At 41.0% G+C, this 24387-nt stretch carries 22 protein-coding genes; 14 read left to right on the plus strand and 8 right to left on the minus strand.

Annotation, left to right across the window (positions count from 1 at the left end):
• Positions 1 to 8 precede the first annotated feature (8 nt).
• Positions 9 to 293: a hypothetical protein gene (locus tag J4N24_RS19690; protein ID WP_207535448.1), complete on the plus strand. Its 285-nt coding sequence runs from the start codon at positions 9 to 11 to the stop codon at positions 291 to 293.
• A 43-nt stretch (positions 294 to 336) separates the two neighbouring features.
• On the opposite strand, the gene J4N24_RS19695 is transcribed toward J4N24_RS19690, so the two are convergent.
• The gene (locus J4N24_RS19695; RefSeq protein ID WP_207535449.1) at positions 337 to 2337 is read right to left on the minus strand and encodes an OstA-like protein; all 2001 of its coding nucleotides are present in this window, start codon (positions 2335 to 2337) and stop codon (positions 337 to 339) included.
• An 83-nt stretch (positions 2338 to 2420) separates the two neighbouring features.
• Between J4N24_RS19695 and tilS the strand changes: the two genes are divergently transcribed.
• From tilS to bshA, 5 genes are all read left to right on the plus strand, one after another.
• Positions 2421 to 3755 carry a tRNA lysidine(34) synthetase TilS gene (gene tilS / locus J4N24_RS19700; protein WP_207535450.1) on the plus strand — a complete coding sequence of 445 codons (1335 nt, stop codon included), beginning with the start codon at positions 2421 to 2423 and terminating at the stop codon, positions 3753 to 3755.
• A 4-nt stretch (positions 3756 to 3759) separates the two neighbouring features.
• A complete protein-coding gene (locus tag J4N24_RS19705; protein WP_207535451.1) occupies positions 3760 to 4251 on the plus strand; it encodes a hypothetical protein in 492 nt (163 codons plus the stop codon).
• A 447-nt stretch (positions 4252 to 4698) separates the two neighbouring features.
• Positions 4699 to 4905, plus strand: a complete 207-nt coding sequence (locus J4N24_RS19710; protein ID WP_207535452.1) for a hypothetical protein — start codon at positions 4699 to 4701, stop codon at positions 4903 to 4905.
• 194 nt (positions 4906 to 5099) lie between these two features.
• Complete coding sequence (locus J4N24_RS19715; RefSeq protein WP_207535453.1) at positions 5100 to 6923, plus strand: serine hydrolase domain-containing protein; 1824 nt, start codon at positions 5100 to 5102, stop codon at positions 6921 to 6923.
• Between the two features lie 76 nt (positions 6924 to 6999).
• Complete coding sequence (gene bshA, locus J4N24_RS19720; RefSeq protein ID WP_207535454.1) at positions 7000 to 8133, plus strand: N-acetyl-alpha-D-glucosaminyl L-malate synthase BshA; 1134 nt, start codon at positions 7000 to 7002, stop codon at positions 8131 to 8133.
• A 1-nt stretch (position 8134) separates the two neighbouring features.
• On the opposite strand, the gene J4N24_RS19725 is transcribed toward bshA, so the two are convergent.
• Together J4N24_RS19725 and J4N24_RS19730 are read right to left on the minus strand one after the other, a co-directional pair.
• A complete protein-coding gene (locus J4N24_RS19725; RefSeq protein WP_242691743.1) occupies positions 8135 to 9217 on the minus strand; it encodes a lactonase family protein in 1083 nt (360 codons plus the stop codon).
• Positions 9218 to 9404: 187 nt separating this feature from the next.
• On the minus strand, positions 9405 to 10790 hold the full coding sequence (locus J4N24_RS19730) for a pseudouridine synthase (protein ID WP_207535456.1): 1386 nt from the start codon (positions 10788 to 10790) through the stop codon (positions 9405 to 9407).
• 275 nt (positions 10791 to 11065) lie between these two features.
• Here J4N24_RS19730 and J4N24_RS19735 point away from each other — a divergent pair, with 275 nt between their 5' ends.
• The 3 genes from J4N24_RS19735 to J4N24_RS19745 all read left to right on the plus strand — a co-directional run bounded on the left by J4N24_RS19735 (position 11066) and on the right by J4N24_RS19745 (position 16443).
• Positions 11066 to 11863, plus strand: coding sequence for a lytic transglycosylase domain-containing protein (locus J4N24_RS19735; protein ID WP_242691744.1), 798 nt, complete (start codon positions 11066 to 11068; stop codon positions 11861 to 11863).
• A 154-nt stretch (positions 11864 to 12017) separates the two neighbouring features.
• Positions 12018 to 14861 (plus strand): excinuclease ABC subunit UvrA, encoded by a 2844-nt coding sequence (gene uvrA, locus J4N24_RS19740; RefSeq protein WP_207535458.1) that lies wholly within the window; start codon positions 12018 to 12020, stop codon positions 14859 to 14861.
• Between the two features lie 88 nt (positions 14862 to 14949).
• Complete coding sequence (locus tag J4N24_RS19745; RefSeq protein ID WP_207535459.1) at positions 14950 to 16443, plus strand: NAD(P)H-hydrate dehydratase; 1494 nt, start codon at positions 14950 to 14952, stop codon at positions 16441 to 16443.
• Positions 16444 to 16577: 134 nt separating this feature from the next.
• Here J4N24_RS19745 and lipA read toward each other — a convergent pair whose 3' ends face one another.
• On the minus strand, positions 16578 to 17468 hold the full coding sequence (lipA, locus tag J4N24_RS19750) for a lipoyl synthase (protein ID WP_207535559.1): 891 nt from the start codon (positions 17466 to 17468) through the stop codon (positions 16578 to 16580).
• A gap of 115 nt (positions 17469 to 17583) precedes the next feature.
• On the opposite strand from lipA, the gene J4N24_RS19755 reads away from it, so the two are divergent.
• On the plus strand, positions 17584 to 17988 hold the full coding sequence (locus J4N24_RS19755) for an OsmC family protein (protein ID WP_207535460.1): 405 nt from the start codon (positions 17584 to 17586) through the stop codon (positions 17986 to 17988).
• A 142-nt stretch (positions 17989 to 18130) separates the two neighbouring features.
• Here the strand turns inward: J4N24_RS19755 and ytxJ are convergent, their stop codons facing one another.
• The 3 genes from ytxJ to J4N24_RS19770 form a co-directional block, all read right to left on the minus strand.
• A complete protein-coding gene (gene ytxJ, locus J4N24_RS19760) occupies positions 18131 to 18469 on the minus strand; it encodes a bacillithiol system redox-active protein YtxJ (protein WP_207535461.1) in 339 nt (112 codons plus the stop codon).
• Positions 18470 to 18846: 377 nt separating this feature from the next.
• Positions 18847 to 19335, minus strand: coding sequence for a 6,7-dimethyl-8-ribityllumazine synthase (ribH, locus tag J4N24_RS19765; protein ID WP_207535462.1), 489 nt, complete (start codon positions 19333 to 19335; stop codon positions 18847 to 18849).
• 82 nt (positions 19336 to 19417) lie between these two features.
• Positions 19418 to 20095: a tetratricopeptide repeat protein gene (locus J4N24_RS19770; RefSeq protein ID WP_207535463.1), complete on the minus strand. Its 678-nt coding sequence runs from the start codon at positions 20093 to 20095 to the stop codon at positions 19418 to 19420.
• 175 nt (positions 20096 to 20270) lie between these two features.
• Here J4N24_RS19770 and recF point away from each other — a divergent pair, with 175 nt between their 5' ends.
• Both recF and J4N24_RS19780 read left to right on the plus strand, forming a co-directional pair.
• Entirely contained in the window at positions 20271 to 21368 is a 1098-nt protein-coding gene (gene recF, locus J4N24_RS19775) for a DNA replication/repair protein RecF (RefSeq protein WP_207535464.1), read from the plus strand.
• Entirely contained in the window at positions 21365 to 21658 is a 294-nt protein-coding gene (locus tag J4N24_RS19780) for a DciA family protein (RefSeq protein ID WP_242691745.1), read from the plus strand. Before recF ends, J4N24_RS19780 begins: the two co-directional genes overlap by 4 nt.
• A gap of 86 nt (positions 21659 to 21744) precedes the next feature.
• Here J4N24_RS19780 and J4N24_RS19785 read toward each other — a convergent pair whose 3' ends face one another.
• On the minus strand, positions 21745 to 22164 hold the full coding sequence (locus J4N24_RS19785) for a nucleoside-diphosphate kinase (protein ID WP_207535465.1): 420 nt from the start codon (positions 22162 to 22164) through the stop codon (positions 21745 to 21747).
• A gap of 180 nt (positions 22165 to 22344) precedes the next feature.
• On the opposite strand from J4N24_RS19785, the gene J4N24_RS19790 reads away from it, so the two are divergent.
• Both J4N24_RS19790 and J4N24_RS19795 read left to right on the plus strand, forming a co-directional pair.
• Complete coding sequence (locus J4N24_RS19790) at positions 22345 to 23355, plus strand: DHH family phosphoesterase (protein WP_207535466.1); 1011 nt, start codon at positions 22345 to 22347, stop codon at positions 23353 to 23355.
• Between the two features lie 12 nt (positions 23356 to 23367).
• The gene (locus tag J4N24_RS19795) at positions 23368 to 24342 is read left to right on the plus strand and encodes an FKBP-type peptidyl-prolyl cis-trans isomerase (RefSeq protein ID WP_207535467.1); all 975 of its coding nucleotides are present in this window, start codon (positions 23368 to 23370) and stop codon (positions 24340 to 24342) included.
• Positions 24343 to 24387 lie beyond the last annotated feature (45 nt).

The following is a 24387-nucleotide window of genomic DNA, read 5'->3' on the forward strand; positions in this document are numbered from 1 at the left end:
TCGCAATCATGATAAAAAGACTTTTTCTTACAGGTATAATATGCCTCTTATTTGCTCTTTATAAGCCTTGTTTTGCAGGAGAGGCAGATTGCGCTGCAGCTCAGGAAGCTGTAGAAAGTGGCGAAATGGATCCGGAGGATTATGCGGATATGTATCCCTTCTGTAATGGGGATAGTAATATTGATATGCCCCTGGATGACGGGGTTCCGTACCTGATTATAGCAGCTGCATTATTTGGGGCTATAAAAATATATAGGAAACAAAACGAACTAAAGGGGAGTAGGGTAGGATAAATATTCAGGTGTAAACAAAGAGAAGGGGTAAGACTGAAAAGTCCTACCCCTTTTTCTTTTTGGGTGAAGTAGCGGTAGGTTTAGCTGCCGGAGCTTTTCTTTTAACCGCTGCTGTTCTTTTTATCCCCAGGATTTCTTCCTTTGATTTCGGTCGCTCGTTCGGTTTCCAAACAAAGCCTTTCAAAATCTCATCGTCTTTATTGATCTTTTCAATAGGGTGGTACTTCCCTTCGGGTTTTCGGATCACCAACACTTCCTGAACCTTGTTGTTTGCAAATTGTATTCGCATCCGGCTACTCAAGGTCCTGTTCATTCCCGAATAAGCGCTGTCTTCTACCGTGTAATAAATGCTTTCAGCATTACCGTCCACATACATCTGATAGAGTTTATTGTCTTTAAATATGCCGGTTAACACTTTTCCTTTAACCTGATTGAATTTACTTGAGTCTAACTGAGTACTGGCAATAAAGCCATTATGCTGAAGAAGCATGTTGTCAAGCTTCTGATCTTTCAATTTCAGGAAGATAGTATCTGCAGAAAGCTGAGAGCCTTGGGTCCAGATCATCGGACTTTTATAACAACGGATTATGGAATCGGCGTAGCTATAGAAGGCTGAATCAGATTTGGTTTGAAGGTCTGATTTGAAGATCTTTACTTTATGGTAGGCCATGACAATGCGGGTGCGTGCCGTATCTAAAGCCGGGTTTTTAGCAGTCTTAGCTAAGGTTGTAGAATCAATGCTTACAGAATCCCTGCCAACAGTCTTAGCTGTATTTTTTCTGTCTGCCGGGGGTGCTGCTTTAGCAGTTGTCGTAACAGAGTCTTGTGGTACTGCTTGTTTTTTGTTGAATAGGCCAAGCAGCCCTCGCTTCTTCTTTGCCGGCCTCTTTTTTTCTTCTTCTTTTGGTTGTTCTGCAGGGGCCTCCTGTTCCTGATCTTGTTCTTTAGCAGTTACAGGTGGAGCGGCAGTTTTTGTTTCAGTTGATGCATTGTCAGGGGTAGCAGTGCCTTCCTGAGCAGTTCCTTCTGCAGGCTGTTCTTCTTCTTGTGCAACTTCTTCGTTTGACTTTAATTCCTCCTCATTTGCTGGTCGCAGATCTTTAACCAGGATCAGTTTTGTCCTTAAGGTATCTGCCGTCATATAGATCGAATCAACCTTATTCGAATCTTGCTTGGTTTCCAGGATCACATAGGCATGACCCGTAACAAAAGCGCTCTCGTCCCGCTGATTGTAAACCCCAATATCACCTCTAAGGGTACTTTTCTGTACGGTATCTATAAAAGTTACACGTCCGATTGCTCGTCCATTACCTATTCTGCGATCATAATATAAACTGTCGCCTTTTAGGGTCTTACTTCCATCTGTATAAAGATTTTTCTTTCCAAAATACGCCTGTCCAGTAAGTGTGTTGTAGTTTCCGTTTTCTGTATATAAATTAGTTTGATCCTTTTTCCCCTTGATGTTAGTTGGACCGTAGAAGTAAGCTATGCGGTTTGCTGTATTATATTTTAGCGTATCAGTTTTAATAATAGCATCAGCAGTATTTACTACAACATCATAACGGAAATAGGCATCCTGTGTGGTGGCAAAATAATAACCATTTTTACTGGTAAGTATGTCTCCCTGGTTATCAATTCTTCCTCCATTAACGTAAGTCCCGATTCTTGTGCCAAGGTTATACGTTAGGAAATTTGTTGTCAACAGCGTTCCACGGTCGTTAAGGCGCACGTTATTGGTAAGTATTGCCTGCCGCGTTGTTCCGTTATAGTTTAACAGGTCAGAATAAATAGTCGTACCATTCGGCTGGGTTATAACAACATTTCCAAAAGCATCAAACGTATTAGCATTCTGATTGAAATCTGCACTATCAGCTGTAAGGGTTGAGCCTTCCTGGGAAAAGATCGGTCTGATGATCCGCATTACACCCTGCTTGGTAAAACCCTTGAAGGATTCTGAAGAAGTAAGTTGCACCTGCTTCCCCTTCTGAGCGAAGCTGTTAATTGCAGTAAGGATACACAGTATTAGAAAACAAAATTTTCTCACGATGCAAAATTAGTCTTTTAAAAAGATAAATAGTACCACCGGCTATTATAAGTCTTTAAACAATAAAATGATACTTTTGACCTATGTTGCCAACCGAGCGCTTTTTAACATTTATTCAACAGCAGCAACTCTATAATACAGACAAGAAAGTTTTACTGGCTGTAAGTGGCGGTCGCGACTCGGTACTTATGGTAAAGCTGTTTAACGCAGCATCTTTGTCCTTTGGTATAGCGCATTGTAACTTTGGTCTTCGTGGCAGTGAATCAGAAGGTGATGAGGTTTTTGTGAGAGAGCTTGCCCTTGAAATGGGCGTAAGTTTCTTTTCAGTAAGGTTCGATACCCAAAAGTATGCTACCGATAGAAAGGTGTCTATTCAAATGGCCGCCCGGGACCTTCGTTATCACTGGTTGGAAAAGATACGGGAGGAAAACGACTTTGAGGCTATTGCATTGGCACATCATGCAAGTGACGTGACAGAAACTATTTTACTTAATCTAACTCGGGGAACGGGGATTGCCGGAATGCATGGCATAAAGGTAAAAAGAAACAATCTTATTCGCCCAATGCTGTTCTTAAAACGCGAAGAGGTTGATGAGATAGTAGGATCAGAAACGATCGTGTACAGGGAGGATAGTTCAAACCTGTCCGCCAAATATGCCAGAAATAAAATAAGGCTTGAGGTCATTCCCAAGCTGAAGGAGTTGAATCCGGCCCTCGACGAGACGTTCGAAAAGAACAGTAGACGATTCGGACAGCTTGAGGAATTTTTGAACATCCAGGTAAGTGGACTTAGAAATGGTCTTTTTAAAAAACTTCCGGAGGGACTAATTGAAATTGAACTTCAGAAACTGAAAGAGCTGCAGCCCCTGGAACTGTTATTGTTTGAGCTCTTTAAGCCTTTTAATTTTTCAGAAGCAGTGCTGGCGGATCTGGTAGGTACCTGGAGAGGAGAACCCGGAAAAGTATACGAATCCACAAGTCATCTTATTGTTCTGGACCGCAACAAGCTGATTCTGGAGGAGAGATTGTGTAAGGAGTCAGAGGAAGTAATTTGGCATTGTGATCGCAGGCAACTGGAGTACCTCGGCCGGCAATACACGAGTGAAACCGTTGGTAGTGAAAATTTAAGTATTGAAAGAAGCAGGGAGAAAGCTTTTTTTGACGAAAATTTGTTACAATACCCCTTAAAGCTGCGTCTATGGGAAGAAGGGGATTATTTCTATCCTTTCGGAATGAAAGGCAAGAAAAAATTGAGCGACTATTTACGGGAGATGAAAGTCCCTCTTACGCAGAAGGGGAAGATACCTCTCTTAGTGAACGGAAATGGTGACATTTTATGGGTTATTGGTTACCGGACAGATGAGCGGTATAAAGTAGGTCCCCAAACAAAAAAAATTAGTATATTCAAGCAAATCTAAGAGCATGAGCAGCAAGCCTGTTTTTGAAGAAAAACAATACCTGGGTCGGGATTTTAATCGCATCAGCATTCGTGCTGTGATGATTCTTTTTTGTATTGCAGCTTATTACATTACGGAAGGAAGGGAAAGGAACGGCGATTTATTCCTACTGGTAGGAGCAGGAATTTTTATTGTTTCCATTATCATGCTTTTTATGGTTCATTACCGCACCACTGTTAAGAACGGAAGTCTTATCCTGGACGGCTTATGGACCACCAAGTTGGTTAAGATAGACTTGAATAGTATTGCCAAAGTTGAAAGAAGGAAATATAATTCTTTTATCATCAATAATCCGGTGTACAACCTTCATCAAAATGGTAAGGTCCGCTTTTATGCCAGTGGAAAGGAAGCTATTTATTTAACTGACAGGGATGGTTTGGAATACATAATAGGCACTCAAAATCCGGAGGAACTGGAGCGGGCAATAAAGGGCGAGTTGTCGAAAAAGACTGCATAGTGAGAGTTCTAACACTCTGAAAAACAGAACCCATAGTGTATTTAGTACAGATGTAAAAAAGCTATACAGTCCGACCTCTTTTTTGTTCAGTGTGCTGATTTTCTTACACCTCTTCTTAAACCAAAAGTTAATTTTAATTTTTCTTACTTAATTATTGCGCTTAAGTAGCCTGAACCTGCCTGAGTTACAGTATTCTGGACTAAACTTTGCTTAAGTATTAGCATATTAAATCCCAGTCTTTATGATTTTAAAAACGTACACTCCGGCAGAGAATCCTTACCATAAATCGAAGTTTTCTTACGCAGAAAATAGAAAGTTTGATGCTTTTATGTACCTGCTCCTTTTAATGGTTGTTTTATCGTTGGCAATCTATACTTCCCTTTAAAATCTGCAACATTTATGCATCAGGTGGAAGTAAGAGATCAGGTCCGGGAAATTTTGCATAAAATGGCAAAGAAGCCATCAAATACTTTTTTAGATACCATTGCTTGTTACCACAATGAGGGTAAGCTTGATTATAACCATATTCGTAAGGCTATTATTCTAGGCTTCAGGTCTGGCGATAAGAATGCGGTTCTTTTAGGCTCTCTACTACTCCAGCTTGAACCACAAGAGGTTCATGAGCTTGTAAAGCAAAAACCTTTGTTCAATTAATCCTATCATTAGTAGAAGATACATCTTCTTATTTCTTTTGACACCAACCCGGTTGAGCAGTAATCCCGGCGTTCTCATAATTCAATTTGTCTTTCTGGTTATACTTAAGATCACCATCATCCCTTAATTTTAATTAGTGATATATCATTAGCCCTTATTATTTTCGTTAATAATTACTTGCTTCAACCAGGCCAATGAGAAAACGCTCTTTGCTATATTCCATTTCAATTCCTTTGATCTTTATCGCTTTGTATATCTTTCTTTCGGCAGAAGTTCCGCCTAAGGATAACCAGTCCTGGCTGAATGAGACAAAGAAGGTTGAGACGACCACCGTCTTACTAAGGAATGGTGTAGGGCTTGTGCCCCTAAAAGATCTCGCCTCCAATAGGATTGCCATTGTAAATGTAGGTTTTACCCATGCTTCATGTTTTGATAGCCTTTCAAAGCGATATGTGAAAACGGATTCGTTTTCCTCGGGCAGCTATGCCGGAGATCACTCATTAGACAAGCTAAATACTGATCTGAAACTCTATCAGACTGTTATCATCCAGCTAACAGATTCAACGGTTAGTGATACGAATGTTCTCAACTTCATTGCGGATCTAAGCAAAAGTAAATCTGTGCTGATAGTGGTTTTTGGAGAAGCTATGGCGTTGAAGTATTTGGATAATTTAAACGTTCCTGTTATCTGGACAGCTGAAAAATCAACCGTTTCAGCAAGCTATACTGCTCAGCTGGTTTTTGGAGGTGTTGAATCGAAGGCGAAATTACCCATTACAGTTTCTCCGGTTTTCCAGGAAGGAGATGGTTTCGAGACCAAAGCAATCCGCCTGAAATATACTGTACCAGAGGAACTAGGGATAAGGACTGATGATCTGGAGCGACCCGTTGATAAAATAATGGAGGAGGCGTTAACAGCAAAAGCTACTCCGGGTGCAGTGGTCCTGGTGGTTAAAGACGGAAAAGTTATTTTAAATAAGGCTTATGGCTCCCATACCTATACTAGCAGAGAAAAGGACAAGGTAGATGATATCTTCGATCTTGCATCAGTAACTAAGATATCTGCTACTACTATCGCCGCTATGAGGTTATGTGAACAGGGAAAGATCGATCTGAACCAAGGTTTGGGAACCTATCTTCCTCTTGCCCGTTCTACCACGAAGAACGATCTCACCTTGAAGGAATTAATGCTTCATGAGGGAGGTCTTACTCCTTTTATTCCTTTCTATAGAAATCTTAAATCCGTAGATTTCAGTCGCGATTCATCTGCCCTCTATTCTGTGAAGGTTGCAGACCGGTATTATTTAAGGAAGAACTATTACGAGGATGTAATGCTTCCACAAATGTTGCGGAGTTCTGTTTCTGGGAGAGGGAAATACGAGTATAGCGATTTGAGTATGTATTTCCTGAAAGAGGCGATTGAGAGGCAGGCTGCGCAGCCATTGAGCAAGTACGTTGAAAATGAATTTTATAAACCTCTGGGTATGCACACTGCTGGATTTAATCCAAGACTGCGTTTTCCCAAAAACAGGATTATTCCTACGGAAGAGGATCTCGTTTTTCGCAAAACTCTACTGGAGGGTTATGTTCACGATCAGGGAGCTGCGATGGCAGGAGGAGTTGCGGGCCATGCAGGACTTTTCGCCAGTGCTAATGATCTGGCTATTCTATTCCAGATGATACTAAATGGAGGAAGTTATGGAGGAGTAACTTATTTTAATCCCTCTACAATATCCTTGTTTACCTCAAGGCAGTCTTCAACAAGCAGGCGGGGACTTGGATTCGACAGATGGGATCCGGAGACGGGTACCTATCCCTCAAAACTTGCCTCTCCTCAAACTTTTGGTCATACAGGCTATACAGGTACCTGTGTATGGGTAGATCCTAAATATAATCTCATCTACATCTTCTTGTCTAACCGGGTTAATCCGCAGGTGACTGATAAATTGTCTACTCTTAAGATACGGCCAAGAATACAGGACGCAATCTACGAAGCGATAAGAAAAGCGGGTACTTAGAGGTTAATTGCTCTTACACACCAAAGAATTGACGGGCGGGAAACAATCTCTTCATAATTTCTCTTTTAATTTGTATATGAAGATTGGAATTGTTTGCTACCCTACCTTTGGGGGTAGTGGCGTTGTTGCTACCGAATTAGGTAAGGCACTTGCCGGTAATGGTCATCAGGTTCATTTTATTACCTACAGTCAGCCTGCCAGGCTTGATTTCTTCTCTGAAAATCTTTATTATCATGAGGTTTCTGTTTCGAACTATCCTTTGTTTGATCATTCCCCCTACGAAGCTGTACTTGCCAGTAAGCTAGTTGACGTAGTAAGATTTGAAAAGTTAGATATCCTGCATGTTCACTATGCAATTCCACACGCTTCGGCAGCCTTCATGGCTAAGCAGATCCTGGCTACTTACGGCATTCATATTCCCGTTGTAACTACTTTGCATGGTACAGATATAACGCTTATTGGAAAGGATGTAACTTTCAAGCCGGTAGTTACCTTTTCAATTAATCAATCTGACGGAGTTACAGCGGTATCTGATGATTTAAGAAAGGCAACGTACGAACATTTCGATATCCATAAGCAGATAAAGGTTATTCCCAACTTCATTGATCTTAACCGTTTCAGCCTGAAGAAGAAAGACCATTTCAAAAAGGCAATAGCTCCGAATGATGAAGTGATCTTAGTACATACTTCTAATTTCAGAAAGGTAAAAAGGGCTACCGACGTAGTGAAGGTCTTTAAAAAGGTTAATGATGTATTGCCTTCTAAATTGCTGATGGTGGGAGACGGTCCTGATCGATCGAACTGTGAACAGCTTAGTCGCGAATTGGAGATCGGTAATGATGTAAGGTTCCTTGGCAAACAGGAGGCTATAGAAGAAATCCTTTCGGTTGCTGATCTTTTCCTGATGCCTTCTCATTCAGAAAGCTTTGGTCTTGCTGCTCTCGAAGCAATGGCCTGTAAAGTTCCCGTTATTTCATCAAATACCGGAGGATTGCCGGAGTTGAATGTTAATGGTGTAACAGGTTTTTTAAGCGATGTGGGCGATGTGGAAGAGATGGCAAAAAATGCAATATATATATTGGAAGACAGGGAAAGGTTAAGTCAGTTTAAGGAAAATGCATTAGCCCACGCGAAGAATTTTGAGCTAAGTAAGATCCTCCCTATATATGAAGAATACTACAGGGAGGTTCTTGAAGCTAATTTGGTATAGCTTAATTGTTGACGAATTTCAGGCATACAGGAGTTGCGACAGTTATTCGTTCTCCTGTATCTTTCAATAAGCCGGTTTCCTTATCTCTTTTAAATATCACTACAGAGTCGCTTAGCTGGTTCGCTGCCAAAACGAATTCGCCATCGGGACTTATTACAAAATTCCGTGGGGCTCTTCCCATAGTCGATTGTCTTCCAGCCAGGGTGAGTTTTCCTGTTTTGCTGTCTATATTAAAAATTGCCAGGTCATTGATGTCGTCACGGTAGGACGCATAAAGAAACTTTCCATCAGGAGAAACATGAATATCTGCAGCCCAGATTTTTCCATTATAGTTTTCTGGCAAACCTGAGACGTCCTGGATAAGGGCAAGTTTCCCTGAAGTGTATGCATAAGCACTTATATTTCCGCTAAGCTCCTGTATGGAGTAGCCAAACTTACCATTAGGATGGAAGTCGAAATGGCGAGGTCCACTACCAGGCTGAGTATTTACAGCAGTCAGCTCTTTTAATGGGTTTTCCTCTTCCTTGCTTATTTCGAAGATATTTATTTTGTCGGTTCCAAGGTCGCTGACCATTAGGAATTTATTGTCGGGAGATATAACGGTTGAATGGACGTGCGGAGCTTCCTGACGATCTTTATTAGCACTACTGCCCTTGTATTGGATGAACTGGCTTTTATCGTTAAGAGAACCATCCTTATTAACTCCAATAGCCGTTGCGCTTCCTCCACCATAATTAGCAAGGAAAACGTGCTTGTTATCTTTATCGGTAGATACATAGCAGGGGCCGTTGCCGATAGAAGGCTTAGTATTAAGCAGATTTAAATTTCCACTCTTCTTATCAAAAGAAAGTGCAGCCACAGCTCCCTTTCCTGGTTCAGCTTCGCAAACAGCATAAACTCGCTTTCCGTCCTTCGTTACAGCGAGATAGGAGGGGTTAGTCAGTCCTGCAGCTTTATTTTTATAAGTCGCTTTTCCGGTCTTACCGTCAAACTCGTAAACATAGATCCCTTCACTTTTGGTCCCTTTTGTATAGGTTCCGATCAGGAGATTTAACGTCTGAGCCTCTGATTTAATGAGTGTCATAGATAGAAATGTTAGGAAAAGAGTGTGTGCAATAAATTTCATAACAGATAATTTGTTTTGCAAGGTAAACATTCCTTCTAATAAATTTTCAATAGCTCCGCTTGTGAGGGAAGATGTAGGGCTGAAAAACCAGTCTGGTTAAGAAATATGGAGCAAAAAAAAGCTCCGGGGAACCGGAGCTAAATTCTTATTTTATGAAGTGCTTCAATTGTACGATCTCTTTCTCGTCAAGATATCTCCATCGGCCACGAGGGAGGTCTTTTTTGGTAAGATTAGCATAAACAACACGGTCCAGCTTTACCACCTCGTATCCTAAATGCTCGAATATTCTTCTTACAATACGGTTCTTGCCACTATGGATCTGGATACCTATTTCACGCTTACTCGCTCCCTGAACATAACTTACGTTATCTGGCTTGATTAAACCATCTTCCAGTTCAAGTCCGAACTCTATCTTGTTAAAATCGCCTTGGGACAGGCTCTTGCTAAGCTCTACATGGTAGATCTTGGTGATGTTATTTCTTGGATGAGATAACTTTTCTGCCAGGTCACCATCGTTAGTCATCAGTAATAAACCCGTAGTATTACGGTCTAATCTTCCTACCGGATAGATCCTTTCACGGGAAGCTTTATCTACTAATTGCATTACTGTACGGCGTTCCTGAGGGTCGTCTGTGGTGGTAATATAGTCTTTTGGCTTATTCAAAAGAACGTAGACCATCTTCTCGCGTTTAAGGGTTTCTCCGTTATAACGGATCACATCTTTTGCGGGATTAACTTTGAAACCAAGTTCCGAAACTACTTCACCGTTTACTGAAACCACCCCGGCTTCAATCAATTCATCTGCTTTTCTTCTTGAACAAATGCCTGCATTAGCAATATAACGATTTAATCTTATTAGGTCAGGTTCCTTAGAGGAAGGTCCGTTCTGACGTGCACGGGTGGTTGGTGCTAAACGCTCCTCGTGTGTCCACTCCCTGCCTTCATTGCGATCGAAAGACTTTCTTTCGCCTGTACTACGAGGTCTCTTCTCTCCTGATTTTCTTTCTTCGAAAGGTTTTCTATCTCCAAACTTCTTATCCCTGTCTCCGAATTTCCTTTCGCTATCTCCAAACTTCTTATCTCTGTCTCCAAATTTCCGTTCAGTATCGCCAAATTTCTTATCCCTGTCTCCGAACTTCTTATCTCCAAACTTTTTGTCGCCAAATTTCTTATCACCGAATTTCTTGTCGCCAAATTTTTTATCTCCGAAAGATTTCTTTTCGAAACCACCCTCAGAAGATCTCCCTCCTTCAAAACGTTTTTTTCCGAATGAACTGCCGCCCGAACGGCTTTTCCCTTCTCCGCCTTCACTGCGACGACCTTCGCGTTTTTCAAAGCTTTTGTCGCCTGATCTTTTACCGGAATCAGATGAGCTTGGACGGCTTCTGAAAGGCTTGTCCTGACCTTCGCCAAACAATTTCTTCTTTTCGCTGTTGAAACTGTCCGGTTGTTCGTTTTTGGAACCTCCTTCAAAACGTTTGTGTTTTAAGGACTTGTCTTCACGACTGTTCCTGTTGTTTTTGTATGACATGATACGTTGGTAACCTCTTTAAAATGGGGTGCAAAGATAGGAATTTAACGTGGCAAAGCGGGAATCTGTTTTGGTTTATTTAAAGGTTTTTTAGTTAAAAATTGAAACGTAATTGGCTGTAAATAAGACTGTAAATAGAACAGTAAAGTGTAAGTGTTTGATTATTAAGTATATATTGTTTACCTTTGTAAAACTTTCTTTGTTTAACTTAAAGAACGGAACGCATGATTAAGAAACATTTGATTGCGTGTTCGGCGATTTTTTTAGTCACGGTGATGTTTAAATACGTCATCAATGGCGCATCCCGAAAACGCATAGATTCGTTTCCACAACAAGTGGACGTCCCTTCTGAAGAGAAAGAAGAAAAAGAAGTTTCTTCAAAAAAATCTCTAAAAACGCTCGAGTTTGCTAATGAAAGAATACCTGTTAATGACGCCCGGGTGGCATGGCGTTTAAACAAGCATCTACGAGCACATTATTATCGAAATGTTGGTACCAACAAACTGCATCAGAAGGCAGCACGTTGGTTCCCCGTAATTGAACCCATCCTGAAACTTCATGGTATTCCAGAAGATTTCAAGTACATTCCCCTTGTCGAAAGCGGATTTTCTGACGGTGTATCACATCGCGGAGCAGCAGGATACTGGCAATTTATGCCTGGAACTGCCCGTACATATGGCCTGAAGGTGAATGATGAAAGGGACGACCGGAAAAATATCCGTAAATCTACTGTTGCTGCCTGTAAGTACCTGAAAGAATTATTTCAGGAATTCGGTAGCTGGACCTTAGTAGCTGCAGCTTACAACACCGGCGAGAACAATCTTAGAAGGGAGATGTATCGTCAACGTCAGCGCAACTATTACAAAATGCGTCTCAATCGCGAGACCGCAACCTACCTTTACAAAATAGTATCTGTAAAGGAGATCATTGAAAAGCCAACAAAATATGGCTATGTGAGTAGAAGCCGCAACTTACTTGCTTCAAAACAGGAGGCATCTCCTAAGCAAGCTGATGTGTTTAGTTTCAATACAGATCTAAACTCAACACCGGCATTTACCATACTTGCTAATTAAACACTTACCATAAAGAGGCTGTATTAGAATTAGCCCGGGTCCTTTTTAGAAAGTGAGGCATCCCGGAAGATTCTTGTACGGCCTCTTTTTACTTTGAAAGGATAGGCTTTCATCAAACAATTTGTGATCTTTGCCCCTTATTTCATCATTTAATATGAGTAAAACAACCCCAGACTTAGGAGAGCAAAGCGAAGTTGAAGTTTACGGTGCAAGGGTCCATAATTTAAAGAACATAGATGTTTCATTCCCAAGGAACAAACTCGTAGTTATTACGGGTTTAAGTGGTAGCGGAAAGTCCTCTCTGGCTTTTGATACTATCTATGCAGAAGGACAACGCCGGTATATGGAGACATTCAGTGCTTATTCCCGACAATTTCTGGGAGGGATGGAACGGCCCGACGTCGACAAAATATCAGGCTTAAGTCCCGTAATTGCCATCGAGCAGAAAACTACATCGAAAAATCCCCGCTCGACTGTGGGGACGATTACGGAGATCTATGACTTCATGCGTTTACTCTATGCACGAACAGCAGAAGCTTATTCTTATGTTACCGGCGAGAAGATGCAGCGGATGTCTGAAGATCAGATGATCAATAATATATTGGAGCAATTTGACGGCAAAGCCGTAAACATCCTTGCTCCGGTAGTTAAAGGCAGGAAAGGTCATTATCGTGAGCTGTTTGAACAGATCAGAAAACAAGGTTATCTGAAGGTACGTGTGGATGGGGAGATCCTCGACCTTGCTCCTAAGATGCAGGTAGACAGGTATAAGATCCACGACATCGAAATGGTGATCGATCGCCTTATCGTTGGGGAAAATGATCGTAAGCGACTTCAAAACTCTATACAGATCGCCTTAAAAACCGCGAAAGGTATTATTAAGATTGCCGACCAGGAAAATAACGAATTTTTCTTCAGTCGTTATTTAATGGATCCTGTTTCTGGGATCTCCTATGATGAACCACAACCAAACACATTCTCATTTAACTCACCTTATGGTGCTTGTGAGAAGTGTGATGGGCTGGGATACATATACGAAATTGACGAGAACTCAGTAATTCCGAATCCTAAACTAAGTATCACTCAGGGGGGGCTCGCTCCTTTGGGCGAATACCGGGAGACCTGGATGTTCCAGATCCTGAAGGCACTCGGAAAGAAATATGATTTTTCTCTTTCTGCACCTATTGAAAAGCTGCCTAAAGAAATTCTGAATATTATTCTAAATGGTTCGGAAGAGATCCTTACTGTTCCGGTAGAGTATAATAAATGGAACGTCCAGAATTACCAGATCACCTTCGACGGTATCATCAAGATGCTCGAAGAACAAACTGAGCGTAAAAGCGAAGAAGCGACCGATGACCTGGAGAATTACCGTATCCTGAAAAGCTGTCCTGTTTGTAGCGGAGCAAGGCTAAAAAAGGAATCTTTGCATTTTAAGATCGACCAGAAAAATATCTTTGAGTTGTCCAGTATGGATGTTTCAAAGCTTTCTGAATGGTTTGATGGTTTGGAGGAGCGTCTTAGTGAACGACAAAACGTAATCGCAAAAGAAATCCTTAAAGAGATCCGTGCAAGAATTGGGTTCCTGTTGGACGTAGGATTGAATTATCTTACGCTTGACCGGACTGCAAGAACGCTTTCCGGGGGAGAAGCTCAACGTATACGTTTAGCTACCCAGATAGGATCTCAATTAGTAAACGTATTGTATATTCTTGATGAGCCCAGTATTGGATTGCATCAGCGCGACAACGCCAAATTGATATCTGCATTAAAGAATCTCCGCGATATTGGAAATTCTGTATTAGTGGTAGAGCATGATAAAGACATGATCCTGGAAGCAGATCATGTGATCGACATGGGACCCGCTGCTGGAGTACATGGAGGTGTAGTTGTAGCCCAGGGAACTCCAGAGCAAGTGAAGAAAGCTTCAACGCTTACTACCGCATATTTAAGTGGAGAAAAAGGGATTGCTGTGCCTGCCGAAAGAAGGAAGGGTAATGGACACTCTCTCATTATTAAAAATGCAACGGGTAATAACCTTAAGAATGTAACAGTAGAGTTCCCTCTGGGTAAATTTCTATGTGTAACGGGGGTATCCGGAAGCGGGAAATCGAGCTTAATCACAGAAACGCTCTATCCTATCTTAAATCATTATTTCTTCAGGGCAAAGAAAACACCTCTCCCCTATAAGAAAATTGAAGGTTTAGAGCATATCGATAAGGTCATCGAAATAGATCAAACCCCGATAGGAAGAACGCCTCGTTCTAATCCATCCACCTATACAGGCGTATTTTCAGATATCCGCGCATTATTTGTTCAGTTACCGGAAGCAAAGATCCGGGGATATAAGCCAGGACGCTTTTCTTTCAATGTAAAAGGAGGCAGGTGTGAAACCTGTCAGGGTGCAGGAATGAAGGTTATAGAAATGAACTTCCTGCCGGATGTTCAGGTGCCCTGCGAAGAATGTCAGGGGAAACGCTATAACCGGGAAACGCTGGAAGTGAGGTATCGTGGAAAGTCGATCAGTGATGTGTTGGATATGAGTATTGAAGATGCGGTAACTTTTTTTGAACCTATTCCTTCTATCTACAGAAAGGTGAAGACTTTATACGATGTAGGCTTAGGTTATATCAAGTTGGGCCAGTCATCTACCACATTATCCGGAGGGGAAGCCCAGCGGGTAAAACTGGCCACAGAACTCTCCAAGAAAGATACCGGCAAAACTTTCTATATACTTGACGAGCCAACAACCGGTCTTCATTTCGAAGATATTAATGTCTTGCTTGGTGTGCTTAACAGATTGGTAGATCATGGAAATACGGTCCTGGTTATCGAGCATAATTTAGATGTGGTAAAGGTGGCCGACTGGGTAATAGATCTGGGGCCTGAGGGAGGTTCCGGAGGCGGAAAGATCTTGTTTGAAGGTACACCCGATAATTTGATCAAGGTTAAGGAAAGTCATACCGGGAAATTCCTGAAGATCGAAATGGGCCGGTAATTTCTTTTCAAATCTTATACAATCTTTTTAAAACCTATAATGGTTCAAAAGCATTATAGGTTTATACTACCGGTTCAAACCCTGAGCTATGTTGAAACTTTTAACATCAGAGCAAACTCGTCTTACAGATAAACATACTATTCAAAATGAACCTGTAAGCTCTGTTGATCTGATGGAACGTGCTGCCCAAGCATTTGTTGCTGCATTTCAACGTAATTATCCCCAGAAAGAAACCACTATCTCTATTTATTGCGGAACCGGAAATAATGGTGGAGATGGGCTTGCAATAGCAAGGCTCCTGGATCAGGAAGGGTACTTAAACCTCTCAGTAAAAGTGATCCGCTTTTCTTCCCGTTTAACCTTAGATTTCCTGGAAAACTTCGACAGGATAAAAACGCTGCCCATTGCAGTAACAGAGATCAAGGAAACAGACCCTTTCCCTGTTGAAGATGCAGAGGTAATAATAGATGCTTTACTTGGTTCGGGCCTGAACAAGCCTCTTGAGCATGAGTGGAGGGAGCTGGTGATCTGGCTAAAAAGTCTTAACCGTATTGTTGTCTCTGTGGATATTCCAACTGGTTTCAAATCTGAAGGACCCTTTGCCGAGAAAGATCTCTCCCTAAGATCAGATTTAACGATAACCTTTCAACGTCCTAAGATCAATTTCCTTCTTCCAGAATCAGCCCCGTATATAGATAGGTTTGAAGTTGTGGAAATTGGGCTTGACGAAGAATTTATCCAATTACAGGATAGTCAATTTCAGCTCCTGACGACAACAGACATCCGGGAGAGGATAATAAAAAGAAAATCTTTTGATCATAAAGGGACTTTCGGCCATGCTTTGGTTATTGCTGGAGCTCCCGAGACGATGGGAGCTGCTTTGCTTTGTGCAGAAGCTGTAATGAAAACAGGTGCGGGACTAACAACTGCCTGCATTCCGGCTGAAGGCTTAGTAGCCCTTAATACCCGCTTGCCAGAGGTAATGGCCGCACTAAGAGTTAATGGAGAACTACCTAAAGAGCTTAATTGGGAGAAGTACGCAGTGCTTGCTATGGGGCCTGGTGTAGGAACCTCTGTCGCCAGTAAGGCTATCCTTGAGGAAACGATTAAAAGCTTCACCAAACCGATTGTCTTTGATGCGGATGCGCTTAATCTACTGGCAAAAAATCCTGATCTTCTCGCAATGATACCTGAAGGTTCTATTCTAACGCCTCATATTAAGGAGTTCGACCGATTATTTGGAGATCATAGTTCCTGGTGGGCAAGATTAGAGACAGGAATGCTGCAGGCAGAGCGTTTGAAATCTTATATCATTCTTAAAAATCGCTACACCATTATTATAACACCCGCAGGGCAGTGTATCTTTAATCCTACCGGAACACCAGCTATGGGTTCAGGGGGAATGGGTGATGTCTTGACCGGAATTATTGCTTCTTTTTTGGCACAAGGGTATGCTTCCGAGAGTGCTGCCTTGTTAGGCGTATTTTTACATGGTAAAGCTGGAGAGGATGTTGGAAAGCCGGTGGTTATAGCTTCAGAAGTAATTCAACAGTTGCAGCTAACACTAAAAGAATTTTTGTAGCTGAGGATTTGGGAAGAAGTAGATACGTTTTTTTAAAATAGCGACAGAATTACAGGATTAAAAATAGTTTATGTTGAATAAAAAAGGCCTTAATCCACGTGAGATTAAAGCCTTTATGTCATTTATGCTTTCCCTTATCTTGGTAAGTCGAAAAGATGTTTTTCTGCATGGTAAGAAGAACGAACCAGGGGACCGCTCTCCACGTAACGGAAGCCCATATCCATTCCTGCTTCTTTGTATTTCGCAAATTGATCCGGGTGAATCCAGTCAAGCACAGGATGGTGAGTTTTAGAAGGCTGTAAGTATTGCCCTAATGTTAGAATATGTACTCCCGCATTCGCCAGGTCCTGCATTGTTTCTAATACATCTTCTTCAGTTTCGCCCAAGCCCAGCATAATACCAGATTTAGTACGTAAACCAAATTCAGAAATTCGCTTTAAAACTTCGAGACTACGATCGTACTTTGCCTGGATACGCACTTCTCTTGTAAGTCGTTTTACCGTTTCGATATTATGTGAAACAACTTCTGGTCTTTCTTCACAAACGCGATAAAGATTATCCCATATTCCTTTGAAATCAGGAATCAGCGTTTCCATAGTAGTGCCCGGACTCTCTCTTCTCACCGCTCTTATCGTTTCAGCCCAGATAGTCGATCCTCCGTCCTTTAAATCATCGCGGTCTACAGAGGTAATTACGGCGTGCTTTACATTCATCAATTTGATTGAATTCGCAACGCGATTCGGTTCGTCAAGATCCACAGCTAATGGCCGGCCTGTTGCAACTGCGCAAAATGAGCACGATCGCGTACAGATATTTCCAAGGATCATGAAGGTTGCAGTTCCAGCTCCCCAGCATTCTCCCATGTTAGGACAATTACCACTCTCGCAAATCGTATGGAGTTTATGTTCGTCAACAAGACCACGAACATGTGCATATTCTTTTCCAACAGGTAATTTAACACGCAACCAACTTGGTCTGCGTTGTTGTTGTACCTGATTAGCAGGAATTACCGGCAATTCAATCATAATACAAATGTACAGCATAGATATGAGATGTGAGGCAGAAGTGGTAAGATTTTGACGCTTAATCCATAGAGGAGCTGTTTCCCTTTCATCTTTTCCTTTTACCTTTAACCTTACTATGGCTACATCAAAAATTACATATCTAGGGGATTTGCGCACGGAATCCGTTCACTTGCAATCGGGCGATAAGATCATTACGGATGCTCCTGTGGATAATAAAGGAAGGGGTGAGGCTTTTTCACCAACTGATTTGCTGGCTACTTCCCTCGGGAGCTGCATGATTACCATAATGGCTATCGCAGCAAGGGAACGTGGGATAAATATTGACGGAACAAGCTGTAATATAACGAAGGTGATGGCTGCTGAGCCAAGGAGAGTTAGTGAGATTCATGCCGAACTGCATTTTCCGGCTAACTACACCGATAAAGAAAAGGCAATCCTTGAACACGCAGCAAAGACCTGTCCCGTTTTCTACAGCCTACATCCCGACATTGTTAAGAATATAACTTTTGTTTATTCTTAACACCTTACAACCTAAAATAAAAGCAGTGAGAGCCTTCCCACTGCTTTTATTTTAGGTTGTAAGTCTAAAAGGCCAACATGAACCTTCAAAAACTTATATTCTCCGTTTGTGAGCTTCAGCTCATGAAGTTTCTCTCCTCCAATCAGGAGTTAACAGTCATTTGTTCTGCTGCATCTTCTGCAGAAATTTCGCTATGTGATGCCTCATATACGCACTCCCCATCCTTTATAAGAAGCAGTTGAGGAGATTCATGATGAACATTGAATACTTCAGCAATTGAGTTAGAAATACTTCTATAGTTCAAAAGATCCAGAAAATAAACAGGGGTTTCTGCAGGCAGAGCGTCCCATTCAAACTCGAACTTTCTTTTAGCCATAAGGCTTATCGAGCAACGTGTGCTATGTTTAAAAATCAAGCTATAGCCCGTAGCAGATTTAATCGAATCCAACTGATCGATTTTTTCTAATAATGTCCAGTTCATAAATAATGATAATCAAAAAAACAGCCAAACTCACACTCGCCATCGCTTCCCGCTGTTTTACGGGTTACTATGCTCTTCTTGGTCGAGGGTATGAATTATAAGCAGGGCACATCTTACTTGAACATGATTCAAATATTGTAGCCATTGAAAATAAAAGAAGTAGACCGATAGCAACCTTTTTCATCAGAATTAATTGTGTTTTTGTAGATAAGTTTTTCATAAGCAGTAAATTATCTAAAGATACGGTTTATGAAAAAAATCATCAAATAGTTTCTCAATCTGTTGACAATCTTACTTATTCTGTAAATTAAGATATCGCTTCACAGATTTTTAATGTTAATATTTCTGATTCAATACGTTAGGTTTCGAAATTAGTTTCAAAGATTCTTTTCTAATTCTACCATTAGTATTGCCGTTGCTGCAGCTTCATCTCCTTTATTTCCATGCTTACCACCTGCGCGGTCCATTGCCTGTTCCTGGTTCAATGTAGTAAGTACTCCGAATATCACCGGTTTAGCATGTTTGATGCTAACATTTGCTATACCATTTGCTACAGCATTACAGATATAATCGAAGTGCGGAGTTTCTCCCTGAATTACACAACCGAGACAAATTACAGCATCGAGCTTCTGCTTGCTTAAAAGCAGGTCTGCTCCTGATGTTAATTCATAGCTCCCGGGAACCAGCACTGAAAGGATATCTTCAGGATTAGCGCCCTGTTTAATGAGCAGGTCATACGCCCCTTTGTACAGAGCCCCTGTTACGTCAGCATTCCATTGAGCCGTTACAATTCCAAAACGATAGCCCTTTGCTGAAGGAATAGTAGTGTGCGAGAAATCCGACAGGTTTTTTAAGTGAGTTGCCATGGGGCGAAAATAATAAATGGTTACCTAAAATATTGGTAACCATTTTCGAGCAAGGGTATTTAAAATTTTTATTACAGCAATCTTACAAGCGGGCTTCGGCTCTTGAGATATATGCGTCTACTAAAGATGCTTCCTGGCTTTCAGGATATTCTGATTTGATCTTTTTGTAAACATCTAAAGCATCATCATATTTCTTTTGCTCTTCGTAAACCAATCCAAGTTTTTTAAGGAACATTGGAGAGTTGAAAGAGTCGGAACCTTTATCTGCTGCTTTTTTGTAATAACTGATGGCTTCGTCGTAATTTTTCAATTCGCTGTTAGCATCGCCGATCATACCTAATACAAGGGGATCCACAACAGGACTGCCAGTTGCTGAGTAGTTTTCTAATGCTTCAATAGCTTTCTTGTACTCACCTTTTTGCAGGTACAGGCCTCCAAGATATACGTTCGCTAAATTAGCCGACTTAGTGTTTGAATATTCATCTGCAATTTTTTCGAAGCCCGGGTAAGAACCATCACCAGTGATTGCTTTATCCGCCAAAGAATCAGCAGCTACGTATTCTTCTGCTTTAAACATTTCATCCACGGCTTTAGTTGCACGAGGCCCCAGATAAACATATTGATATCCAAAATATAATAATACCAAGGCTAAGATAGCGCCTCCGATAACTGTTAAGCTTTTTCTGTTTTCCTGCACAAAGCTACCTGTGTTGCCTACCTGGGTATTTTCAGTAGGGGTATTTATTTGTTCTTTAGACATTTCGTTTAATTAAAGGATGCAAAAATACTCTTTTAAGGCTTACTGTCAACAGTCTTTTTTGCAATTGAATGACTATTCTAAATATCGGAATAGGCTATGATATATACTTCCCCAGAGCCGAAAGAGAAAGCTGCTCTTCAGGAAGGAATAATTTTATCTAAGTTTGTAAGAGTTTATGTGGCTGCAGAAGTTATCCCTACTTAATTTTAAAAACTACCAGGAAGCAGAATTGAGCTTTTCTCCTACAGTTAATGCCTTTACAGGTGATAATGGAGCAGGTAAGACGAATTTGCTTGATGCAATACATTATCTCTCCTTGTGTAAGAGTTACTTCAACCCGATAGACTCACAGCAGATCAGGCAGGGAGCAGATTTTTTTATGGTGCAGGGTGTGTTCGGGAAGAATGAGAATGAAGATGTTGTAGCCTGCTCCCTTAAAAAGAACCAGAAAAAGCAATTCAAAAGGAATAAAAAGGACTATCAGCGACTGGCTGATCATATCGGACTGTTTCCCCTGGTGATGATTTCTCCTTATGATATCAGCATTATTATAGAAGGAAGTGAAGAGCGGAGACGATTTATCGATAGCGTCATCTCTCAAACCGATAATCAATATCTTGACGAGTTGATCTCTTACAATAAGAGCCTTGCCAGCAGGAACATGCTTTTGAAAAAGATTGCTGAGACAGGTCGATATGATCCCCTGTTACTGGAGGTTTATGATGAACAGCTTATAACATCCGGGAATAAGATATTTAACAAGCGGCAAGCATTTATGACAGAGTTTCTGCCTGTTTTTAACAAGCATTATCAATACCTTAGTGAAGATGCGGAGCATGTTGAATTAATCTACGAATCACAATTGTTGAATAACCCTTTCGCTGCTCTGTTAAAAACTTCTGTCGAAAGAGATCGTGTGCTGGAACGGACTACCTGTGGAATTCACAAAGATGATCTCAGCTTTTCGATTCATAATCTTCCTATGAAAAAGTTTGGGTCGCAGGGGCAACAGAAATCTTTTCTGATTGCACTAAAGCTTGCCCAATATTCTTTTCTGCACCAAAGGAAGGGCTTCAAACCATTGCTGTTGCTGGATGATATTTTTGACAAACTGGACGACAAGCGTGTGAAGAAATTGATGACGATGGTTTCTCATCATGATTTCGGACAGATATTTATCACCGATACCAGTACAGAACGTATTCGAACAATATTTGCAGGTATTGGGGTGGAAGTTAATATCTTTGAGGTTGAAAGAGGTGCAGTTAAATGATCAAGCGAACAAACGATAAAACGATTAAAGAAGCGGTTGAGCAAATGCTCAATGTATACAAGTTGAGACGTAGGTTCGATGAGACCTCTTTGATCGCCGCCTGGCCGGAAATGATGGGAAAAGCAATAGCTTCGCGTACAACCCAAATGTATATTCGCGAAAGAAAGATGTTTATCAGGGTAGATTCTTCAGTAGTGAAGAATGAATTGGTAATGATCCGCTCTCAGATCCTGGATAAGATGAATGAAAGAGCCGGAAATAAGGTTCTTGACGAAATCGTATTTTTATAAAAGGATTGAAGGAATGAATGAGAGAAGGAATGAAGGTTATTCACTCATTCACTCATTCTATCATTCACTCATTCTATCATTTGATATTAGAATCTTTCGAAAGCTGAGAAGTAGAAGTTTCCTTCGATCTCTGCGTTTTCATCTGAATCTGAACCGTGAACAGCATTCGCTTCAATTGATTCAGCATATTTCTGACGGATAGTTCCTTCGTCTGCCTTTTTAGGATCAGTTGCACCGATCAAGGTACGGAAATCAGCAACTGCATTTTCTTTTTCAAGGATAGCAGCAACAATAGGTCCTGAAGTCATGAACGATACCAGGTCACCATAAAAAGGACGCTCTTTATGTACTGCGTAAAATTCTCCTGCAGCTTCTTTGCTTAATTGGATATATTTCATCGCAACGATCTTAAATCCGCCTTTGATGATGTCATCTAAAATTGCACCAGTCTGTCCGTTTCTTACAGCATCTGGTTTAATCATTGTAAATGTTCTGTTTGTTGCCATTGTAGTTTTAAATTGGCGCAAAGGTAAGTTTTTGAGGTGAAAGGCAAAAGGTTAAAGGAAAACCCGTGTCAACGAATTTTTTAAATGCACACATTCGTATTTCTAGAGCTGCAATGCTCAGTATAAACTAATTTTGTAACATCAGGCTTTTTAATAGCTTTGCATTTCTTAACACGAAGAATGCTGGAAATAACCGCGCTTAAGGAAATATTAGCTGACCCAAAGCATATTGTAATAACAACTCACCATAAACCGGATGGTGATGCTATGGGTTCATCATTGGGAATGTATAATTATCTGATACAAAAGGGACATCACGTAAAAGTGGTTTCGCCTACAGATTACCCTGTTTTCCTGCATTGGTTACCCAGTAATTCAGACGTTGTTATTTTTACAGAGCAAAATCAAGAAAGTGCGAGACTGGTTGAAAGTGCCGATCTTATTTTCTGCCTTGATTTTAATACCCTTTCAAGGATAAATGAATTAGGTGAGTTGGTCAGAGCTTCATCAGCTATTAAGGTAATGATAGATCATCACCTTGAGCCTGAAGATTTCGACAATTATCGTCACTGGAATATTAATGCATGTGCAACGGCCCAGTTGGTTTACGACTTTATCGTAAACATCATGCAGGAAGAACAGCTGATCAATAAAGACGTAGCCAGTTGTTTGTATACCGGGATTATGACAGATTCTGGTTCCTTCCGTTTTCCAAATACCACTCCGGAGGTTCATCATATCGTTGCAAACCTTATTAATAAAGGAGCCGAAAACTGGAAGATCCATCAGCTGGTATACGATAACTTCTCGGAAGACCGTTTACGTTTTCTTGGGCATTGTCTGCTGAACAACCTTCAGGTGTTCAGGGAGTATAATGCTGCTATGATCTCAGTTACACAGGCAGAATTGCAGCAATATAATATTGAAACAGGAGATACGGAGGGGCTGGTTAATTATGCCTTAACTATAAACGGTGTAAGGTTGGCCGCTTTAATTATAGAGCGAGCCGATAAAGTGAAGCTTTCCCTTCGTTCTACCGGTGAATTTCCTGCTAACGAAATTTGTAAGAAATATTTCCAGGGCGGCGGTCACAGAAATGCGGCAGGAGGTCAGTCAGATCAGCCAATTGCGGAAGTTATAGAAAAGTTTAAATCTATTTTACCAGAATATAAAAGTCTATTATTAGTATAATTTTAAAACCAAATGAAACGAAACTTAATTGTTTTAGGATTGGCTGCTCTTGCTTTTACGAGCTGTAAGCAATTCAAAAAAGGTGAAGGTGATCTGCACTACATTATTCATGAAGATAAAGATGGGCCAACGATTAAAGAAGGTGATTTTATTGCATTCAATGTAATTCAGAAAACTGAAGAAGATTCAGTAATGTTCAACTCCTTCGACATGGGCCGTCCGGCATATACTGCTCAGCAAAAGTCAATGTTCAAGGGCGACTTCTCAACTGCTTTCAGTATGTTAAGTGAAGGCGACAGTGCTACTTTCAAAATCAATCTTGATTCTCTTCAGGCAAAAATGAACATGCCTAAGCCAACTAATACAAAAGGAAAATACATTGTATTAAATATCAAGGTAGACAAAGTTATTCCACGCGGAAAGCAGACAGAAGCTCAGATGCAGGCTAAAGTTGAGCAATTCTTTAAAGCGGAAGCTGAAAAAGCTAAGAACCGCGAATCAGGAATTATCAATAGCTACGTTTCTGCTAAAGATCTTAAGCCAACAACAACTGTTTCTGGTTTAAAATATGTGATCACTAAAGAAGGTAATGGTGTTAAAGCCGCTCCTGGTGATACTGTAGAATTGAACTACACAGGACGTTTCCTTACTGGTGATAATAAGGTTTTTGATACCAGCGTGAAAGAAGTTGCACAGAAAGAAGGTAAACTTGATCCAATGCGTCCTTACCAGCCGATCAAAGTTCCTGCTGGAATGAATGCTACCATACCTGGTTTTGACGAAGCATTGCTTTTATTAAGTAAAGGTGCAAAAGCTTCTGTTATCGTTCCTTCTAAACTTGGATACGGTCCTCAGGGAAGTCAGATCATCGGTCCATATACTCCTCTAATGTTCGAGTTAGAGATTGTGAATATTAAGAAACCTGCTCCTGGTTCAGCTCCGGCACCAGCTCCTGTTATGCCTCCTGCAGCTCCTGCAGCGAAATAATGATTGAAGGAATAAATAAATAATAAGAAATAAGCCCGCCTGATT

It is taken from the genome of Desertivirga arenae (assembly GCF_017355785.1).
GTDB classification, from domain to species: domain Bacteria; phylum Bacteroidota; class Bacteroidia; order Sphingobacteriales; family Sphingobacteriaceae; genus Desertivirga; species Desertivirga arenae.

Excerpts from the sequence above, each read along its gene's own strand:
- J4N24_RS19755 (WP_207535460.1), top strand. The coding sequence starts at position 17,584 with ATGGCTACATCAAAAATTACATATCTAGGGGATTTGCGCACGGAATCC.
- uvrA (WP_207535458.1), top strand. The coding sequence starts at position 12,018 with ATGAGTAAAACAACCCCAGACTTAGGAGAGCAAAGCGAAGTTGAAGTT.
- J4N24_RS19715 (WP_207535453.1), top strand. The coding sequence starts at position 5,100 with ATGAGAAAACGCTCTTTGCTATATTCCATTTCAATTCCTTTGATCTTT.
- lipA (WP_207535559.1), bottom strand. The coding sequence starts at position 17,468 with ATGATTGAATTGCCGGTAATTCCTGCTAATCAGGTACAACAACAACGC.
- ytxJ (WP_207535461.1), bottom strand. The coding sequence starts at position 18,469 with ATGAACTGGACATTATTAGAAAAAATCGATCAGTTGGATTCGATTAAA.
- tilS (WP_207535450.1), top strand. The coding sequence starts at position 2,421 with ATGTTGCCAACCGAGCGCTTTTTAACATTTATTCAACAGCAGCAACTC.
- recF (WP_207535464.1), top strand. The coding sequence starts at position 20,271 with ATGTGGCTGCAGAAGTTATCCCTACTTAATTTTAAAAACTACCAGGAA.
- J4N24_RS19710 (WP_207535452.1), top strand. The coding sequence starts at position 4,699 with ATGGCAAAGAAGCCATCAAATACTTTTTTAGATACCATTGCTTGTTAC.
- J4N24_RS19790 (WP_207535466.1), top strand. The coding sequence starts at position 22,345 with ATGCTGGAAATAACCGCGCTTAAGGAAATATTAGCTGACCCAAAGCAT.
- J4N24_RS19730 (WP_207535456.1), bottom strand. The coding sequence starts at position 10,790 with ATGTCATACAAAAACAACAGGAACAGTCGTGAAGACAAGTCCTTAAAA.
- J4N24_RS19795 (WP_207535467.1), top strand. The coding sequence starts at position 23,368 with ATGAAACGAAACTTAATTGTTTTAGGATTGGCTGCTCTTGCTTTTACG.
- J4N24_RS19735 (WP_242691744.1), top strand. The coding sequence starts at position 11,066 with ATGTTTAAATACGTCATCAATGGCGCATCCCGAAAACGCATAGATTCG.
- J4N24_RS19770 (WP_207535463.1), bottom strand. The coding sequence starts at position 20,095 with ATGTCTAAAGAACAAATAAATACCCCTACTGAAAATACCCAGGTAGGC.
- ribH (WP_207535462.1), bottom strand. The coding sequence starts at position 19,335 with ATGGCAACTCACTTAAAAAACCTGTCGGATTTCTCGCACACTACTATT.
- J4N24_RS19785 (WP_207535465.1), bottom strand. The coding sequence starts at position 22,164 with ATGGCAACAAACAGAACATTTACAATGATTAAACCAGATGCTGTAAGA.
- J4N24_RS19725 (WP_242691743.1), bottom strand. The coding sequence starts at position 9,217 with ATGACACTCATTAAATCAGAGGCTCAGACGTTAAATCTCCTGATCGGA.
- J4N24_RS19780 (WP_242691745.1), top strand. The coding sequence starts at position 21,365 with ATGATCAAGCGAACAAACGATAAAACGATTAAAGAAGCGGTTGAGCAA.
- J4N24_RS19705 (WP_207535451.1), top strand. The coding sequence starts at position 3,760 with ATGAGCAGCAAGCCTGTTTTTGAAGAAAAACAATACCTGGGTCGGGAT.
- J4N24_RS19745 (WP_207535459.1), top strand. The coding sequence starts at position 14,950 with ATGTTGAAACTTTTAACATCAGAGCAAACTCGTCTTACAGATAAACAT.
- bshA (WP_207535454.1), top strand. The coding sequence starts at position 7,000 with ATGAAGATTGGAATTGTTTGCTACCCTACCTTTGGGGGTAGTGGCGTT.
- J4N24_RS19690 (WP_207535448.1), top strand. The coding sequence starts at position 9 with ATGATAAAAAGACTTTTTCTTACAGGTATAATATGCCTCTTATTTGCT.